The organism is Nocardia alni (genome assembly GCF_019038435.1).
Lineage (GTDB): Bacteria > Actinomycetota > Actinomycetes > Mycobacteriales > Mycobacteriaceae > Nocardia > Nocardia alni.
In genome coordinates this window covers 16525-33441 of sequence record NZ_JAGPOX010000015.1, presented here as the reverse complement: position 1 = coordinate 33441, position 16917 = coordinate 16525, and the positions used below count along the sequence as shown (strand labels likewise).

Genomic DNA, 16917 nt, shown 5'->3' with positions numbered 1-16917 from the left:
AACCACGACTGCGGAGGCTCGGCAATGGCGGCACAGGCGGACCGGCGGCGTACACGAGCTGCGATCGCGGGAGCGGCGATGGCGATCACCATCGCCGTGGGTATTCCCGCTACGACCGCCGACGCCACGCCGGCTGCCCCGGGCGGGCTCGGTTTCTACTATCCGCCAGCAGATCTCGTTGCCGGTACCCACGGCTCGGCGATCTGGACGCGACCCATCAACGGCGATCCGGGCATCCCCGGCGCCCACAACTACCTGATGCTGTACCGGTCGGTGGACCTGCGGGGACAACCGGTCGCGGTGTCGGGGACACTGGCGATCCCCCAGGGCACCGCCCCCGTCGGCGGGTGGCCGCTGATCTCCTACGCCCACGGAACCGCCGGCGTCGCCGATATCTGCGCCCCATCGCGAGACACCGGCCCCTCTTTCCTCGACCACGACTACATCTCGCTGCAACGGGCCATGCTGACGCGGTTCGTCGCCGCGGGCTACGCGGTCGCCGCGACCGACTACCAAGGTCTGGGCACCAGCCAAGGTTCCGGCGGTATCGCCCGGCACGGCTACCTGATCGGCGACGCCGAACAGCGAGCCGTCGCGGATATGGCGCTGGCCGCCCGCGCCGTCGACCCAGCGATCGGCTCCCGCTGGGTGGCAATGGGTCATTCGCAGGGTGGCCAGGCGGCGGTGTTCGCCGACGCGCACTCCCAGCAGTGGGCACCGCAATTGCACCTGCTCGGCGCGGTGGCAATGGCTCCGGCTTCACACATCGGCCTGGGTATCCGCGCCTCGGCACTCGCGGCGAATGCCGGTCTCGCCGCGTCGACGGGCAGTATCGGACAAGGCGCCGTGTCGTTCATGCCGTTGTTCATCCGGGGCGCTCAGACGATCGCCCCGACCGACCCGGCCCGGTACCTGACTCCGGCAGCATCGGCGATGCTGCCACAAGCGGACAACCGCTGCATCGACCAACTGCGCGAATCGAATTCGTGGGGCGATCTCCCGCTGTCCCAGGTGTTGCGCCCGGGCGCCGACGTTTCGGCGCTCACCCGGATCCTCGATGCCAACGAGCCCAGCAACCTGGCCTTCTCCACTCCCCTACTGGTACTACAGGGCCGCGCCGACACCACCGTCGCACCCACGGCCACCGACGCCATGGTCGCGCGGCAACGGCTGACCGGACAGCCGGTCGAGTACCGCAACTATCCGGGCGTCGACCACCGCGGCCTGCTCGCCGCGAGCGCGAACGACGCACTGGCCTGGGCGAATACGCGATTCGGACGGTAGCGGATCGGTAACCTGGAAAAGTACAAATGTTTTCTCAACAGTGAGAATGGCTTACTTTTCATCCATATCGACCGAGCAACACAAGGTGTCCCATGGATGGAATTTCACAGGCTGTGCGAGTGATCGCAGCAGCCGATGTCACAGAGAAGATCGGACGCCAAGGGCAGCATCTGATACCCTGCATCACCAGGGAAACCTGTGGGAGCCAAGGCATTTCAGCCGGGATGGTGAACATGGCCGGAGGGAAGGTGTCACAGGCCCACTACCACGCCGACAGTGAGATCGTCGTCGTGTGTATGCGCGGAAGGGCGGCGACGCTCATCGGGCCGGAATTGACGCCGTATCTCCACGGGCCGGGTGAATTCATCTATATCCCTGCGGGGGTGGTGCATGTTGCGGTAAATCTCAGTAAAACCGACGATCTGGTCGCGGTGGAAATGCGCACCGACCCCATGTTCAACGACGACGTCGTGCTGACCCCGGAATACGACGCCCCAGTGGTGGACGTTGTGGCACGGCTGCGCCAGCAGCTCACACCGGTGAGCGCCGGCCTGTGATCACCAAAATAAGCCGGGGCGGCGCCGCGGTGAGCAGTGGACCGATAGACGATATGTTCGCGGCGTTGTCCCGCCGTCCCGACGTGATCTCGTTCGCCGTCGGTGCGCCGGATCCGGCACTGCTGCCCGGCGAACTCGTCGCCTCGCTGACGGCCGATGCGTTTGCGGAGTACGGGAATTCGATGTTGCAGTACGGGTCGACCCGGGGATTTCCGCCACTACTCGACAAAGCGCAGACGCTGCTCGCGGGACGCGGGGTAACGTGCTCGCCGGACCAGCTGCACATTGCGACGGGCGGATCGGGCGCCTTGCACAACGTGTGCATGGCGCTGCTCGACCCGGGCGCCGTGGTGCTCGTGGAAACCCCGACCTACGGTCCCGCGATGAAGGTGTTCCGCAGTCACGGCGCGATCGTCGTCGGAGTCGAGTCCGACGCGTACGGCATCCGACCCGAGGCACTGGATGCCGCACTGGCACAACACAATACCGCCTTCGTCTATCTCCTGCCGACCTTCCAGAACCCGACCGGCCGCACCATGCCGACCGAGCGCCGCCGGCAGGTGAGCGAAGTGATCATCCGGCACGGCGTCATGGTGGTGGAGGACGACGTGTACGTCGAGCTGCGGTACCGGGGCGAGCCAGTGCCGGCCTTCTGGGCGAGCGCGCCGCACAACACCGTGTACATCACGTCGTTGTCGAAAACCCTTGCGCCGGCACTGCGAATCGGTATCGCGGCGATGCCGCTCGATCTCTTGGACCACGTCCTTGCCCTGAAGCAAGGCATCGATATGCAGACCTCGACCTTCAACCAGGCGATCGCCGCCACCTTCCTCGGCAGTGCGACAGGCGCGGCGCACGTGACACGGACCGTGGAAAGCTATGCGCTGAAGCTGGCGACGCTCACCACCGCGCTCGGAAAGTATCTGCCTCCCGGCTTCTCCTGGAGCGAACCCGAGGGCGGAATGTTCGTATGGATCGAGGGCCCTGGCGATTTCGACGCCGACGCACTCATCGTTCCGGCATTGGACGCCGGAGTGGCGTTCCTGCCCGGCGCGACGTTCTATGCCGACGCCGACGCGCCGCGCAACGGAATCCGCCTGAGCTTCGCGAACGTGCCGAACTCCGAGATCGACAGTGGCATAGAACTGTTGGCTGCCCTGTGCAAGGCGTCATGAGCATCGTAGGAGTCTGGGAAGTCCACGCCGAAGGCGCACCATTCGAATACCACGTCATGACATTCCATGCGGACGGCACCATGCTCCAGTCGAATCCGGACCACGGAAACCGCACCACCAGCGATAGCAACGGCATGGGCGCCTGGCACGCCGACGGACCACAAGTATCGGGAGCGTTCCTGGAATTCACCGTCGACCGAAAGAATCCGGACGCGATACACAAAGGAATCGTCCGCTTCGAATTAACCATGCGCGACAACGAATTCACCGGCTCCGCAACCGCAATGTTCTACGAACCAACCGGAACCCCCACCCGAGGCCCCCTCACCTCCCACCTCACCGGCACAAGATTCAACCCAGCCATCCATCCCCCGACCGCACCGCCACCATAACTGGTAAAGTGCCTGCGTATGAGCGGGAGTGGGGGTCCGAACCTTGCAGTGGTGCCCGAGGACGTCGCCGCAATCGGCCGATATATCTACAGTGCCGCGGAAAACCTGCGCTCGGCGCTGGCAGCCACGGGCCGTGAGGTCGAAGCCTTGACCTCTGGGTCTTGGACCGGCAGCGCCGCAACCACATTCGGCCAGGGCTGGCACGAATGCGCGGACGGCGGTAACCAGATCATCGACGCCCTGACCGACATGGCCCAGAAACTCGGCATCACCGCGACCAACTACCGCGACCGCGACAACCGAACAGCGACGCACATCTCGAGCCTGAACCTGTGACCGACGAATACGGCGTCGATCTCGAACACCTCGACCAGGTCGTGGCCCACCTGAGAAACCTGACCGGATTCCTCACCGACACCTTCGACGAGATCGACCGCCGCATCCACACCCTGCGCGAGGGCAGCTGGGAAGGCGCCGCCGCACAGGCCTACACCCAGGCCCACACCCAATGGATCACCGGCGCACGAGAATTCACCCGAGGAGTCACCGACGCCACCCACGCCGCCCGTGACGCGCACGGCCACTACACCCACGCGGTAGACATCAACGGCACCATGCTGAACGGCTGACGCCGTGGCCCCCACCATCAAACTCGACCCACACACCTATTACGCCGCCGCGAAATCGCTCAGCCTGCTCGCCGACCAGACAGTCCTCCCATTCCTGGCCCTGCACAACGCCTTACACGACAACCCCGGCATGGCCGGGAACTACAGCGGCGTGCAGACCTGGACCACCCCCTACGACACCCAGGTCGAGGACTTCCACCAATCGTTCACCACCTACACCAACGCGCTGCAACACTTCGGTGACGTCCTGAACGCGGCCGGATACAACTGGGACATCGCCAACTACAACGCCGACACCAACCCGACCAAGGGCCCCGCACCCGACAAACCCAGCCCCGCCACCGAACCACTGATCAAATCCGGTCTCACACCCCCACCCTCGGCGAAATCCGGCGACACTCGCCCCGGCCTCGACGAAGGCCCCCTGCACGGCCTGTTCGCCAAGATCACCCACCCCGTCCCCAACGGCGACCTCGGCAAACTCACCGCCACACACGACGCCTGGACCGCCTGCGCCCACCACGACGCCATCACCAACGCCGCAGGCCACATCAAACAACTCCGCGACACCTTCACCGACACCGCCACCATCGACCCCCACCTGACCGCGATCCAGGACCACCTCACCACCCTGTCCACAGCCGCCGACCACCTCGCCCGAGCCTCGAACTCCCTCGCCACCGCCGTCAGCGCCCACCGCGACCAACTCCAATCCCTGCGCACCACCCTCAGCCACGACCGCAACCAAGCCCTGATCGCCATCGGCGCAACCGTCGTCGCCTTCGCCGCCCTGTGGTGCGTCACCGTCCTCGCCACCGACGGCCTCGGCGCCGCAGCCACCGGCGAAGAAGCCGGCCTGGCGGGCGCAGCCACCGACGCCGAAGTCACCACAGCCGCCACCGCCATCAGCAGCGACATCGCCACCAGCACCTTCCCCTCCCTCCTCGCCGAGGGCAGCGAAACCTTCAGCGCCATCAGCCAATTCACCAAAGCCGACGCCCAACTCCTCGCCATCCAAGCCCTCATCGTAGCCACCACCAGCGCTGACAGTGGTGGTAGCAGCACGGCGGACACCGGAGAGGCGGACAAGGCGGGGCAACCAACTCCGACGGACCGGATCAAGGAGCACCTGACAGACAGGGACCTCGATGCCGCACGTCGCGAACTGAAGGGCGAAGTCGTCGCCCGGAAGCCGGATGGCACACCATGGGACCACGTCGACGAGGTGAAGAACGCACAAACCGGTCTGATAAAACGGATCGCTCAACTGAACAAGCGCCTCAGTTGGCCAGGTCTATCCGATCAGGAACGTCCGCTTGTCGAAGACGAGCTATCCGAGGCCAGCCGATTACTCGACCACAGTGAGCAATTCGTACCGCGATAGAGTAGCAAAAGAGACCTCACGAGGAGATATGGACGACGCCATCATGAACCAGAGTCTCGAGCAGGTGGAGGGCAAAGCTTGGCCTGATCCACCGCCCGATGCCACGCGCCTGATAAAGTCGGTGCACTCCTTGCGCCGCAAGCCGATCAGTCGGCTCAGTGTTGAAGATTTGCGAATTATGCTGGGGCAGCGCGAAGGCCTTGCTGTTCTCGCACCTCGAGCGCTCGATATCGTCGAGGAAAACCCTCTGGCAGAGGGTGACTTCTACCCAGGCGACCTACTTGTGGCAGTATTGAATATTCCCGAGGATTATTGGTTCGAGAACCCCGAAGCGGTCGCCCAATTATGCACAGTCGTCGAGAATACATTAGAATTGGACGACCTCGAATTTCACTTTCCGCCCGAGGACGATATTTGGGTGAGCATCAGCAGACTGAAGCGTGCGGGGATAATTAAATCGGATCTCAATCTGTAATTAAATCTCAAAGCGAAACGCGAGGCTGTTCGAGATGTACACCTTGCGATGTCACGCTGGAACTGTGTCATTGTCAATCGTTCATAGCGGCGGAGGCCGATCATGTGCGACCACATCTACCGGGAGCGGGCGCATCTGGTGGCTCACCTCGCCGCCATCTACCCCAGCGTGCTGGTATCCGATCCGGATGAGCCCGACGCACCTACGGTCGTCACCGTGTGGCTGCCCACCGGTCCCGCAGGCTGGCATGTCAGGCCCCGGGATCTCCATCTCTTCGATCATGTCCCCCCTGGCGACAATCACTACGACGGGTACAGCACCGAAGAAAAGTATCGGCGCCTCGATGAGGCGACCAAACAACTGGCGGATATCAGAAGCGGGCGGTCCTGACGTCGTCGGCGGTGTTCCTGGGTAATCCGGCGCGACCAGTGGCCAGATAGCTGGTGCCGCAACTGCGCCGGCTTACCGATCCCCGAGAACGGGCCCGTCCGGAGCTGGGGATCGTCCTGAGCGGACGTGAGCGGCCGGCGAGCCCGCCGGACCGTGGAGGTGGCGCTCGTAGGACTCGGGGCGCAATTGGCGGGCTGCTCGGATTACCGTGGTGCATGTGGATCTGAATCTGCTTACTGCGTTGGATGCTCTGTTGGAGGAGAACAGTGTGCAGGCCGCTGCTGAGCGGTTGCATCTGTCGGCGCCGGCGATGAGCCGGACGTTGAGCAGGATTCGGAGGTCGACCGGGGATGACATTCTGGTGCGGACCGGGCGCACCATGGTGCCGACGCCGCGGGCGTTGGCGATCCGGGACGAGGTGCGGGAGTTGGTGCGGCGGGTGGGGGATGTGTTGTCGCCGGCGAACACTCTGGATCTGGGGACGTTGCGGCGCACGTTCACGATTCAGTGTCATGATGCGCTGGTCGGCAGGCTGTACGTGGCGTTGTCGGCTACCGCGGTGGTCGACGCGCCGGGGTTGAGCCTGCGTTTCCTGTCCGAGTCCGCCGTCGATACTCCGGACCTGTCCCGGGGGCGGGTCGATCTGGATGTCGGGTCGGCGGCGCCGTCCTCACCGCAGATCAGTCACGAGGTTGTCGGGCACGACGAGTTGGTCGCGGTGTTCCGGGAAAGCCACTCGCTGGCTCGGGAATTCACGCCCGAACGGTTCGCCGCCGCCGATCATGTGATCGTCTCGCGCCGCGGTCGGCTGCGGGACGGTGTGGATGCCGCCCTGGCCGAGCGCGGGCTGCGGCGCCGGGTGGTCGCGGCGCTGCCGTCCAGCGCGATCGCCCTGCGTGCGGCCGCGCAGGGCGATGTCGTCACCGTCGTCGCACGCGACGCCTGTGCGCCCGCGTGCGACGAACTCGGTTTGCGCACACAGCCACTCGGCCTCGACCTGCCCGCCGTACCGGTCGTGCTGTCCTGGCACAGCCGATACGACACCGATCCAGCGCACATCTGGCTGCGCACGCACTGCCGCGACGCCCTGGCGGTCAACGAGGCAGCGGAACCATGATCTGCCCGCGGGGGCCGTCCTGGACGGCGTCGAGCATGGCCGCGGCGACGGTCGCCCGGCTGACCGCGGCCGGAAACAGCCGCCACGGAGTCTGATCCAGCGGCACCGTGCGCCGGGTGGGACTGACCGGTCCTTTGGTGAGCGGCCCGGCGTGCATCACCGTCCCGCCCGCGGCGAGGATGGCCGAATCCGCGCCGACCTTGTCCGGCAATTCGGCCCGCATCAGCAGGCCCAGCAGGTTCCGGGTCACGAACCCGGCAACCGCCGCGGACCCACCCGTGCCGAGCGCACCGATCGAGACGATCCGCTCCGGCGCCGCGGCGGTGATCGCCCCCGCTCCGGCACTCAACACCCCGGGCTTTTCCCCCTCGGCTGTTCCCAAAGCCGACAAGACAATTCCCCGACCGTCGAGAGCGGACGAGATCGCATCACGATCCAGGACGTCCACCGCGACACGGGTGAGCCGGGGATCCGCAACCTCGATGCGCTCGGGATGACGGCACAGGGCCACCACGTCATAGTCGCGGGCGATCGCCTGGCGGGTGAGTTCGAGTCCGACCCCACCGGAGGCTCCGAGGATGGTCACCGTGGTCACTGCCCGACCTCCGCCAGCGCCTCGAGCGCGGCCGCGTGCACCCCAGGGGCCGCGACCAGCACATCCGTGCTGTCGATACGCCACGGCGCACCCGACACAGTACTGACCACGGCGCCGGCTTCGGTCGCCAGCAGCGTCCCCGCCACAGTGCCGGGGAGGTCCGGGTCGTACTGCCAGAACAGGTCGTAATGCCCCGCGGCCACATCCAGCATCGGGAACATCGTCGGAACCGTGTTGCGCACCAACATCGCCCGATCGGACATGACAGCGAAGGCACGCCCGAATCGCTCGTGCACCCGAGGGCTGTTGCCGGCCTGGGATGCCGTCGCGATCGCCGCGTCCAGCCCCGTTTTCCGCGAGACGCTCAGGGCTCGACCGTCGCGGTACGCACCCTCGCCTTCGACTGCCGTGTAGATCACGTCGTCAACCGGCCGGCTCACCACGGCCAACTTCGGCACACCGTCACTGACCAGCGTGATGATCAGCCCCCACTCCGGCAGGCCATGCACGAAATTCACCGCGCCCTCGACACCGTCGACGATCCACCATTCCCCCGACGGCACGTCGACACCGTCCCGATCCTCATCGAACCACCCGATGCCCGGGTGCGCATCGTCGAGCACTTCCTTCAGCACTGACAACGCCGAGTCCTCGATCGCCGTCCCGATCTGGAACATCGCGGCCCGATCGGCCGGACGAGAATCCGGATCATACTGCCGCAGTAGGCTTTTCCCCGCCCGCCGGGTGGCGTCCACCACCGCGGGCAACATCTCACCGTACGAACCCATCGCCGTCTCCTCGCTCGATTCCCCTGCCGCGAATTCCGCGACATCTCCAGTCAAGCCGCAGTCAGCGCATGCATCAAGTGCATGTTTGCTAACTTATGATTTACCTTGGTGCAGTTATCAGGCTGGCACGAGGCTCGGCCCGCTCCCTGCGAGCTCCTCGCCCCGAACCTGCCGCAGAGACAGGTAAGCATGAAAGGAAACACGCAGATCAACCCCGCGAGAAGCGCGTGATATCCGCCCGGAAGGGCATTTTCGAACCTTCTGATTAAAAGTATTCCGAGGCGCTTCCGCCCGGTGCTACCGTTCCGGAGTTGTTTAGTTAGCCTAGCGAATTGAGTGTACGAGTGCCGCGCGAATTGCTGTACAACGCCTTTCTGCATTTGACTCCGAACCACCACAGCCATGGTTACTGGCGCACACCCGAGGGACAGGTACAGTACGGGTACTCGAAACTCGAACCGTACGTCGACGTGGTGAAGACGCTGGAGCGCGGACGTTTCGACACTCTGTTCATCGCCGATGTCTCCGGCGTCTACGATCTCGAATACGGCGACGGCACCGCATCCATTCGTGCCGGATCGCAATTCCCCGAACCCGACCCGATCACCATCGTCTCGGCGCTCGGTTTGGTCACCGAACACCTCGGCATCGCGGTTACGAGCAATATCATCCAGGCGCACCCGTTCGCCTTCGCCCGCCAACTCTCCTCGCTCGACCACTTCACCAACGGCCGGGTCGCCTGGAACATCGTAACCTCCTACCTGCGCAACGGATTCCAGAACTTCGGGCACGACGACATCGTCGGCCACGACGAGCGGTACGAGTGGGCGCAGGAGTACGTCGACGTCGCCTATAAACTCTGGGAGAAATCCTGGGAGAACGGCGCCGTCCTGCACGATCCGGCAACGAACCGATTCTTCGACCCGCAAAAAATTCACCGAATCGATCACGTAGGAAAGCGATACCGAGTCGCCGGCCCGCATATCGTGGAACCGTCACCACAACGCACCCCGGTACTGTTCCAGGCAGGAAATTCCCGTGCCGGGCGCGAATTCGCGATACGCAACGCGGAAGTCACATTCCTGCCGTCCGATACCCCGGAGACCGCGCGACGCGATATCGCGATCCTCGACGATCTCGCCCGCGCCGAGGGCCGCGATCCGAAGTCACTGAAGAAGATCGTGCAATTGGCGGCCGTCATCGGATCGACCGAGGCCGAGGCCAAGCGCAAACAGCAATACCTGTTCGACAATACCGATTTCACGGCCCTGCAGGCGTTCTACAGCGGTGGCAGCGGAATCGATTTCTTCAGCATCGACCCCACCACCACACTCGCCGAACTGCGCGAACGCGCCTCGGTCGGCGAGCACGTGCGCTCCATACTGCGCGCGGCCGCCGACGCCGACCACGGCAACGGCACACCGGTCACCTGGGGCGACTACCTCCTGCAGCACGCACTGCGGCCCGGCCGGTTCGCCGGGACGCCCGAACAAATCGCCGACGAGGTCCAGCGCTGGGCCGATGCGGGCGTCGACGGATTCAACGTGGTCCCGATCACCACCCTGGGCTGGTGGGACGAATGGGTCGACCATGTCGTCCCGGTGTTACAGCAACGCGGTCTGGCCCAGCGCGAATATCATCCGGGAACGTTGCGCGACAAGCTCTTCCGCGACGGCGACGCGATCCACAGCACCCACCGAGCGCATACGGTCGCGCTCGGCGCGCACGCGGCGTCCCAGTTGTGAGATCCCCGGTACGACACGGGCGACGCGCGGGCGCGCTCGCCGCGACACTGCTGCTCACCGCCATGGTGATCGCCGGATGCGGCAGCCCCGCAACGGTTTCCGGACCGACCCACCGGGTCGACAACGGCACCATCACCTACGCCCACTATCAGGAACCCCCGTGCCTGTGGGGTGGATGGGTGCAGCAGGCATATCTGGCACGCCAGGTCTTCGACTCGCTGGTCAGCTACGACCACGGAGCCATCAAGCCGTGGCTGGCCACGTCCTGGCAGGTCTCGCCCGACCGTGAAGCGGTCACCTTTTCGCTGCGGCACGACGTTCGTTTCACCGACGGAACCCCGTTCGACGCCAACTCCGTGGTCGCCAACGTCCACTACTGGCTGAAAAATCTCGGCTGGGTGAGTTACGCCTTCCTGACCGGCGCCCAAGCCGTCGATGACTACACCGTCACACTGCGACTGAGCGAACCCAACCCGGAGATATTCAACGAACTCGCCAACGGCCACTTCGGTATTCAATCCCCCAAGGCGCTGACCGAACATACCGCCGCACAGAACTGCACGGCTCCCGTGGGCACCGGCCCGTGGATCGTGCAGCAGTGGAAACACGGGCAGGAGATCGACTTCGTCCGCAACGACGCCTACAACTCGGCCCCGGCCAACGCCCTGCATCAGGGACCGGCCTACGAGAAGCGGCTTGTCTGGAAGTTCGTGCCCGACGCCACTACCCGCTGGGGCTCGCTGCTCACCGGCCAGGCCGACGCCGTCTACGACATCCCCCCGACACAGTGGCGGACCGCCAACCGCGATTACCACGTCCTGAACTTCGTCGCCACGGGCCGTCCGCAGAGCCTCACCTTCAACACCGCTCAGGGGCCGTTCACCGATCCCCGCATCCGCCAGGCATTCGTCCACGCCATCGACCGCACCAGAATCGCCGCGGCGGTCTTCAAAGGGTCGGTGCCGTTCGAGAGCAACGGCTCACTGAGCGAATCCACCCCCGACTACCTCAACGTCGACAGCAGCCTGCCCTACGACCCCGCCGCGGCGAACAAACTCCTCGACGACGCCGGGTGGACCCAGCGCGACAAGGACGGCTACCGCATGAAGAACGGTCAGGTCCTACGAGCCAGACTGCCCTACGGCCTCGGGTCGATCATCACGCCCGACGGATCCACCGTCGTGCAGATCATCCAGGACGAGGTGCGGCAGGTCGGGATCGAACTGCAACTCATCCCGCTGACGCAGACACAGCAGTTCGGCGGCGCCTACTCCCAGCCGGACCAGGAGGAGATCAGCTTCGGCTACTGGGTGTGGCCGTCCCCGAGCATTCTCTACATCACCTACAAGGCCGGTAAGCCGAACGCGCCCAACGGAAACAACACCGCGTTCTTCGACGACCCGCGGATCGAAGCGCAAATACTCGATGCCCAACGCGATCCCGATCCGGCCGAGCGCGCCCGCAAATACGACGCCCTGCAGAACTGGTTCCAGAACCAGGCCGTCGCCGTGGGTCTGTACGACTACACCTACAACCTCACCGTCGGGCACAACCTCAGAGGCGTCTGGCAGGACAGCGGCAACGGGCTGCCCGTATTCAGCGACGCCTATCTCGTGGAGCCGTCATGACCGTCACCATCGCATCGGCCGCACCGGTCGAAACGGCGCCACCGCGTCGAGCCGGCGCCATCGTGCGCGCCGCCCTGACACGCATCGCCTCGGCGATCTTCGTGCTGTGGGGCACCATCACCGTCACCTTCCTGGTACTTTCGGTGCTCCCCGGCGACCGCGCGACCATCCTGCTGAACATCCGATCCGGCCAGACCATCCAGCGCACCCCTGCCGAACTGGCGCCGATCAACGCCGAATACGGGTTCGACCGGCCCATTCTCGTCCAGTACTGGAACTACTTGTCCGGTCTGCTGCACGGCGACTTCGGTCAGTCACTGCAACTGCAGCGCCCGGTCGCCGACGTCATCGGTGAGCAGATCGCGCCCACCCTCATCCTCGCCGTGGCCGCACTCGTACTCGCATGGGTGCTCACGGTGCCGTGGACCCTGCTCACCGCCGGCCGCCGCGGCCGCGCCGCCACCGTCGGGTCGATCGTCGAAACCGTCACCGCGGCCCTGCCCCAGTACTGGGTAGGCGTACTGCTGCTCATCGTGCTGGCCATCCATCTGCGATGGTTCCCGGTGATCGGCGGCACGAACCTCGCGGGCACCGTGCTGCCGGTGATCACCCTGGCCATCCCGCTCGCCGGATTTCTCGGGCAGGCCACCCGCGCGGAATTCGACCGCGCCATCGGGCAGCCGTTCGCCCTCACCGCGCGTTCACGCGGAATGAGCGACGCCGGAGTGCGGGCCCGACATGTCCTGCGGCACTCCCTGATTCCCGGCATCACCCTCACCGGCTGGGCGATGGGCAGCCTGCTGTCCGGCGCCGTGCTCGTCGAGGCCGTCTATGCCAGGCCCGGACTGGGCAACGTCCTGGTCAGCGCCGTGACCTCCAAGGACTTTCCCGTCGTATCCGGGATCGTGATCTTGATCAGTTTCGCCTACATCCTGATCAATCTGGTGATCGACGTCGTCTATGTGATCGTCGACCCGCGACTGGAGGCCCGTCGATGAGCGCACCCGCGACCCTGCCGTCACCCGCGCGCCGGACGCGACGCACCCGCCCGCCGACGATCATCGCGGCATCCGGGCTGGTCACGCTGTTCTTCGTCGTCGCCGCGGTGCGCCCGGGACTCCTGTCCACCGATCCCCCGCTGCACACCGACCTCGACCACGTACTCCAACCGCCCTCGCTGACCCATCTGCTCGGCACCGACGATGCCGGCCGCGACCTGTACAGCCGAATCATCTGGGGCGCAGGCGAATCGCTGTCCATCGGAGTCGGCGCGATCGCGGTCGGACTGGTCATCGCCGCGGTCCTCGGCTTCGCCGCCGGGATCGGGCCGCGCGTACTGGCCGAACCGGTCAATCGCGTCCTGGAGATCATGCTCGCGTTCCCCACCCTGCTGCTGTCACTGCTGCTGGTGACGCTGCTCGGGCCGTCCGCGCAAAGCCTCGTCATCGCCGTCGGCGTCGGCACCGCCCCCGGCTACGCGCGGCTGATCCGGGCACAGGCGCTCGGGGTGCGCGATTCGGGATATGTCGAAGCCGCGCGCGCCCTGGGCCATACCCGGCGCACCATCTTCATCCAGCACATCGCCCCCAACACACTGCGTCCGCTGCTGGCCCTGTTCACCCTCGGCATCGGCCAGTGCGTGGTCTGGGCATCCGGGCTGTCGTTTCTCGGACTCGGCGTCGCCGCGCCCGCATCCGAATGGGGCGTGCTGCTCAACGAGGGCAGGACCGAGATCCTGTCCGCCTGGTGGCTGGAGGTGTTCCCCGGTATCGCGATCGTGCTGGTCGCCCTGGGTGTCACACAGATCGGCCGCTATCTCCAGGACCGCGCAGAAGGGATCACCGCCTGATGTCCACCCCCGACACCGACCGCGGATTGCACGTCGAGCGCCTGCGCGTGGGTTTCCGTTCCCGGCACGGAGATACCGTGCCGGTGGTCCACGACCTGTCCTTCCGGCTGCGGCCCGGGCGCTGCCTGGCCCTGGTCGGCGAGTCCGGCTCCGGCAAGAGCGTCACCGCACGCACAGTGCTCGGGCTCGCCGGAGACAACGCGATCGTCGAGGCCGACGCGCTCACCCTGCACGGCGAAGATCTGCTCGGCGCGACCGAGCGACGATGGCAGCGAATCCGCGGTACCCGTATCGGATTCATTCTGCAGGACGCCCTGGTCTCCCTCGACCCGCTGCGACCGGTCGGCGCCGAGATCGGCGAAAGCATCAGCCTGCACGAGCGCCTCGGGCGCACCGCCCGCCGGAACAAGGTGTGGGAACTGCTCGGGCGGGTCGGCGTGCCCGAGCCGGCGCTCCGGGCCCGGCAGCGCCCCGGCGAACTCTCCGGTGGCCTGCGCCAGCGCGCGCTCATCGCCTCCGCGATCGCCCTCGGTCCCGATATCGTCGTCGCCGACGAGCCGACCACCGCACTCGACGTCACCGTTCAGGCGCAGGTCCTGGGCGTGTTGAAGGAGTTGCTCGACGCGGGGACGGGGGTGGTGCTCATCAGCCACGACCTCGCCGTCGTCGCCCAACTCGCCGACGACATCCTGGTGATGCAGGGCGGGCGGATCGTGGAGTCCGGCCCCGCGGCCGACGTCCTGGCCGATCCTCGCCACCCGTACACCCGGCAACTGATCGATGCCGTACCGAGCGAGCATACGAAAGGCATGCGCCTGACTCGTGGCCCGGCCGTGCACACCGCGGCCACGCTGTTCCCCGACAGTCCCAGCCGCACAACCGATCCCGGCGAGATCCTGCTGGAGGCCCGCCATGTGGTGAAGTCTTATCGCGGGCCCGACCGCGTCACCCGCACCGTCGTCGACGACGTCTCCTTCGAGCTGGCGCGCGGCGAAACCCTGGGCGTCGTCGGCGAATCCGGCTCCGGCAAAAGCACTTTGGCGCGGATCGCGCTGTCGCTGGTCACCCCCGACAGCGGCGAGATCCGTTATCGCGGCACGCCCCGGCCGCAGGGCGACAACGCCGAGCAACGGCGCATCCGGCGCGCGATATCGGTTGTCTACCAAGACCCGCTCAGCTCCTTCGACCCCCGCTGGACCGTCGCCCGCATCCTCACCGATGCCATCCGGCTCGGCGATCCCGCGCATGCGCGCCGACCGCGGCCCCGCGCACTGACCCTCCTGGATGTCGTCGGCCTGGGCGAGAAACAGATCGACGCCCGGCCGGCCACCCTGTCGGGCGGGCAGCGTCAGCGCGTCGCCATCGCCCGCGCCCTGGCCACCGGCCCGGAGATCATCGTCCTGGACGAGGCAGTCTCCGCGCTCGACGTCTCGGTTCAGGCCCAGATCCTCGACCTGCTCACCGATCTGCAGGACCAGCTCGGCCTGAGCTATCTGTTCATCTCCCACGATCTGGGCGTCATCCACCACATGAGCGACCGGGTCCTGGTCATGCAGGCCGGACGGGCGGTCGAACAGGGCGGCGCCGATCGGATCTTCACCGACCCCCGCGAGCCCTACACCCAACGGCTGCTCGCCTCGCTGCCCCGGCTCGAATACGCCCGGCTGCACAACACCCGCATCGACAATCAGGAGAGCATCGGCGTATGAGCGAACGCAGTGTCAGGACGATCCGCGAACATGTCATCGCCGTGGCCGCTGAGGCCCGTGCGGAGGCCACTGACCGTGAGCGCCGGAACATCTCACCCGAACCCCTGGTGCGTAGCCTCATCGAGGCCGGGATCGGAGCGCTGCGCGTGCCCATCGAATTCGGTGGCGCCGACGGCAGCGTCACCGATCTGGCCGAACTGCTCGTCGAGGTGGCCGCTGCCGACTCCAACCTCACCCAAATCGTGCGCGGGCACCTCGGATTCGTGGAATTCCTGCGTCTGCAAGCACCCGGCGAGGGCCGCGAGGAGTTGCTGAGCGCCGCGGGTCGTGGCGAACTGTTCGGCCCCGCGGCCTCGGTCAAGGCGCCGGCGCAGCCCACGCCCGGCGCGACCTCCCTGGTCGACGGCGACACCAGGCTGACCACATCCGGTCAGGCTCTGCGAGTTTCGGGCACGAAGTACTACACCACCGGCAGCCTCTATGCCGACTGGATCAACGTCCTGGTCCCGGTCGAGCAGGGCTACGCCGAAGCCGTCGTGCGCGCCGATGACCCCGGCGTCACCGTCACCGACGACTGGAACGGTTTCGGCCAGCGCCACACTGCCAGCGGTACAACAGTTTTCGACAACGTGCCGGTAAGTCCAGGGCACGTCTTCGCCCGCACCGACGCCGACGTGGACGCCTACCTCAACGCCTTCTACCAGTTCGTCCATTCGGCCACCCAGGCAGGCATCGCCCGCCGTGCCGGTGAGGATCTCGCCGAGATCGTGCGCCACCGCACCAGAACCTATCCACTGGCCCCGTCGCCGCAACCACAGAACGATCCGCAGGTGCTCGCCACCGTCGGGGAAGTGATCGCGCGGGGCTACACCGCCCGCGCCAACGTCGCAGCCCTGGCCGCCACCATCGATCGCTACGCGGCGGGCGCCACGAACCTCACCGATATCGTCATCGAATCGGCCACCGTGCAGGTGATCAACTCCCGGCTCGTCGGCGAGGCCACATGGCTGCTGTTCGACGCCGCCAGCGCATCGGCCGTGGACGCCGACCTCGCCCTGGACCGGCACTGGCGCAACGCCCGGACCATCTCCTCGCACAACCCGTCGATCTACAAGGCCCGCATCATCGGCGACCACGCTGTCAACCAAAAACTCCCCCGGTCACCATTCAGCAGGACCGAATAGATCTCGACCACCTCGT

The 16917-nt window shown here is 66.1% G+C and carries 18 protein-coding genes and 1 pseudogene; 16 read left to right on the top strand and 3 right to left on the bottom strand.

Annotation, left to right across the window (positions count from 1 at the left end; all coding sequences use genetic code 11):
• Window positions 1-78 precede the first annotated feature (78 nt).
• The 9 genes from JZ791_RS08570 (at window position 79) to JZ791_RS44835 (ending at window position 6286) form a co-directional block, all read left to right on the top strand.
• Window positions 79-1284: an alpha/beta hydrolase family protein gene (locus JZ791_RS08570; protein ID WP_216893660.1), complete on the top strand. Its 1206-nt coding sequence runs from the start codon at window positions 79-81 to the stop codon at window positions 1282-1284.
• Between the two features lie 119 nt (window positions 1285-1403).
• On the top strand, window positions 1404-1841 hold the full coding sequence (locus JZ791_RS08565; RefSeq protein WP_216893659.1) for a cupin domain-containing protein: 438 nt from the start codon (window positions 1404-1406) through the stop codon (window positions 1839-1841).
• Window positions 1838-3016: an aminotransferase-like domain-containing protein gene (locus tag JZ791_RS08560; protein ID WP_308162845.1), complete on the top strand. Its 1179-nt coding sequence runs from the start codon at window positions 1838-1840 to the stop codon at window positions 3014-3016. The genes JZ791_RS08565 and JZ791_RS08560 overlap by 4 nt, the downstream gene beginning before the upstream one ends.
• A complete protein-coding gene (locus tag JZ791_RS08555; protein WP_254205390.1) occupies window positions 3013-3408 on the top strand; it encodes a hypothetical protein in 396 nt (131 codons plus the stop codon). Before JZ791_RS08560 ends, JZ791_RS08555 begins: the two co-directional genes overlap by 4 nt.
• Window positions 3409-3426: 18 nt before the next feature.
• A complete protein-coding gene (locus JZ791_RS08550) occupies window positions 3427-3744 on the top strand; it encodes a WXG100 family type VII secretion target (protein WP_254205389.1) in 318 nt (105 codons plus the stop codon).
• The gene (locus tag JZ791_RS08545; protein ID WP_216893657.1) at window positions 3741-4037 is read left to right on the top strand and encodes a WXG100 family type VII secretion target; all 297 of its coding nucleotides are present in this window, start codon (window positions 3741-3743) and stop codon (window positions 4035-4037) included. Before JZ791_RS08550 ends, JZ791_RS08545 begins: the two co-directional genes overlap by 4 nt.
• Window positions 4038-4041: 4 nt before the next feature.
• Window positions 4042-5421 (top strand): polymorphic toxin type 28 domain-containing protein, encoded by a 1380-nt coding sequence (locus JZ791_RS44840; RefSeq protein WP_308162844.1) that lies wholly within the window; start codon window positions 4042-4044, stop codon window positions 5419-5421.
• A gap of 28 nt (window positions 5422-5449) precedes the next feature.
• Window positions 5450-5896 carry a contact-dependent growth inhibition system immunity protein gene (locus JZ791_RS08535; protein ID WP_216893656.1) on the top strand — a complete coding sequence of 149 codons (447 nt, stop codon included), beginning with the start codon at window positions 5450-5452 and terminating at the stop codon, window positions 5894-5896.
• A 102-nt stretch (window positions 5897-5998) separates the two neighbouring features.
• Entirely contained in the window at window positions 5999-6286 is a 288-nt protein-coding gene (locus JZ791_RS44835) for a WDGH domain-containing protein (RefSeq protein ID WP_254205388.1), read from the top strand.
• Window positions 6287-6306: 20 nt separating this feature from the next.
• Here the strand turns inward: JZ791_RS44835 and JZ791_RS44830 are convergent.
• Window positions 6307-6375: pseudogene (locus tag JZ791_RS44830) on the bottom strand (type II toxin-antitoxin system YoeB family toxin); the annotation flags it as partial.
• 128 nt (window positions 6376-6503) lie between these two features.
• Between JZ791_RS44830 and JZ791_RS08525 the strand changes: the two are divergent.
• Complete coding sequence (locus JZ791_RS08525; RefSeq protein WP_216893655.1) at window positions 6504-7403, top strand: LysR family transcriptional regulator; 900 nt, start codon at window positions 6504-6506, stop codon at window positions 7401-7403.
• Here JZ791_RS08525 and JZ791_RS08520 read toward each other — a convergent pair.
• A complete protein-coding gene (locus JZ791_RS08520) occupies window positions 7381-7998 on the bottom strand; it encodes an NAD(P)-dependent oxidoreductase (RefSeq protein WP_308162843.1) in 618 nt (205 codons plus the stop codon). The genes JZ791_RS08525 and JZ791_RS08520 overlap by 23 nt on opposite strands.
• Window positions 7995-8786, bottom strand: a complete 792-nt coding sequence (locus JZ791_RS08515; RefSeq protein ID WP_216893654.1) for an inositol monophosphatase family protein — start codon at window positions 8784-8786, stop codon at window positions 7995-7997. Before JZ791_RS08515 ends, JZ791_RS08520 begins: the two co-directional genes overlap by 4 nt.
• A gap of 332 nt (window positions 8787-9118) precedes the next feature.
• Between JZ791_RS08515 and JZ791_RS08510 the strand changes: the two genes are divergently transcribed.
• The 6 genes from JZ791_RS08510 to JZ791_RS08485 are packed head-to-tail and all read left to right on the top strand — an operon-like array spanning window position 9119 to window position 16901.
• Complete coding sequence (locus JZ791_RS08510; RefSeq protein ID WP_254205387.1) at window positions 9119-10531, top strand: NtaA/DmoA family FMN-dependent monooxygenase; 1413 nt, start codon at window positions 9119-9121, stop codon at window positions 10529-10531.
• Window positions 10528-12159 (top strand): ABC transporter substrate-binding protein, encoded by a 1632-nt coding sequence (locus JZ791_RS08505; protein ID WP_216893653.1) that lies wholly within the window; start codon window positions 10528-10530, stop codon window positions 12157-12159. Before JZ791_RS08510 ends, JZ791_RS08505 begins: the two co-directional genes overlap by 4 nt.
• Window positions 12156-13157, top strand: coding sequence for an ABC transporter permease (locus tag JZ791_RS08500; protein ID WP_216893652.1), 1002 nt, complete (start codon window positions 12156-12158; stop codon window positions 13155-13157). Before JZ791_RS08505 ends, JZ791_RS08500 begins: the two co-directional genes overlap by 4 nt.
• Window positions 13154-14008, top strand: coding sequence for an ABC transporter permease (locus tag JZ791_RS08495; protein ID WP_216893651.1), 855 nt, complete (start codon window positions 13154-13156; stop codon window positions 14006-14008). Before JZ791_RS08500 ends, JZ791_RS08495 begins: the two co-directional genes overlap by 4 nt.
• Entirely contained in the window at window positions 14008-15717 is a 1710-nt protein-coding gene (locus tag JZ791_RS08490) for a dipeptide ABC transporter ATP-binding protein (protein WP_216893650.1), read from the top strand. Before JZ791_RS08495 ends, JZ791_RS08490 begins: the two co-directional genes overlap by 1 nt.
• The gene (locus tag JZ791_RS08485) at window positions 15714-16901 is read left to right on the top strand and encodes an acyl-CoA dehydrogenase family protein (RefSeq protein ID WP_216893649.1); all 1188 of its coding nucleotides are present in this window, start codon (window positions 15714-15716) and stop codon (window positions 16899-16901) included. The genes JZ791_RS08490 and JZ791_RS08485 overlap by 4 nt, the downstream gene beginning before the upstream one ends.
• The last annotated feature ends 16 nt before the right edge of the window (window positions 16902-16917 follow it).

Coding starts and splice junctions, on each gene's coding strand:
- JZ791_RS08490 (WP_216893650.1), top strand. CDS start 14,008: ATGTCCACCCCCGACACCGACCGCGGATTGCACGTCGAGCGCCTGCGC.
- JZ791_RS08550 (WP_254205389.1), top strand. CDS start 3,427: ATGAGCGGGAGTGGGGGTCCGAACCTTGCAGTGGTGCCCGAGGACGTC.
- JZ791_RS08570 (WP_216893660.1), top strand. CDS start 79: ATGGCGATCACCATCGCCGTGGGTATTCCCGCTACGACCGCCGACGCC.
- JZ791_RS08535 (WP_216893656.1), top strand. CDS start 5,450: ATGGACGACGCCATCATGAACCAGAGTCTCGAGCAGGTGGAGGGCAAA.
- JZ791_RS08495 (WP_216893651.1), top strand. CDS start 13,154: ATGAGCGCACCCGCGACCCTGCCGTCACCCGCGCGCCGGACGCGACGC.
- JZ791_RS08485 (WP_216893649.1), top strand. CDS start 15,714: ATGAGCGAACGCAGTGTCAGGACGATCCGCGAACATGTCATCGCCGTG.
- JZ791_RS08500 (WP_216893652.1), top strand. CDS start 12,156: ATGACCGTCACCATCGCATCGGCCGCACCGGTCGAAACGGCGCCACCG.
- JZ791_RS08555 (WP_254205390.1), top strand. CDS start 3,013: ATGAGCATCGTAGGAGTCTGGGAAGTCCACGCCGAAGGCGCACCATTC.
- JZ791_RS08515 (WP_216893654.1), bottom strand. CDS start 8,786: ATGGGTTCGTACGGTGAGATGTTGCCCGCGGTGGTGGACGCCACCCGG.
- JZ791_RS44835 (WP_254205388.1), top strand. CDS start 5,999: ATGTGCGACCACATCTACCGGGAGCGGGCGCATCTGGTGGCTCACCTC.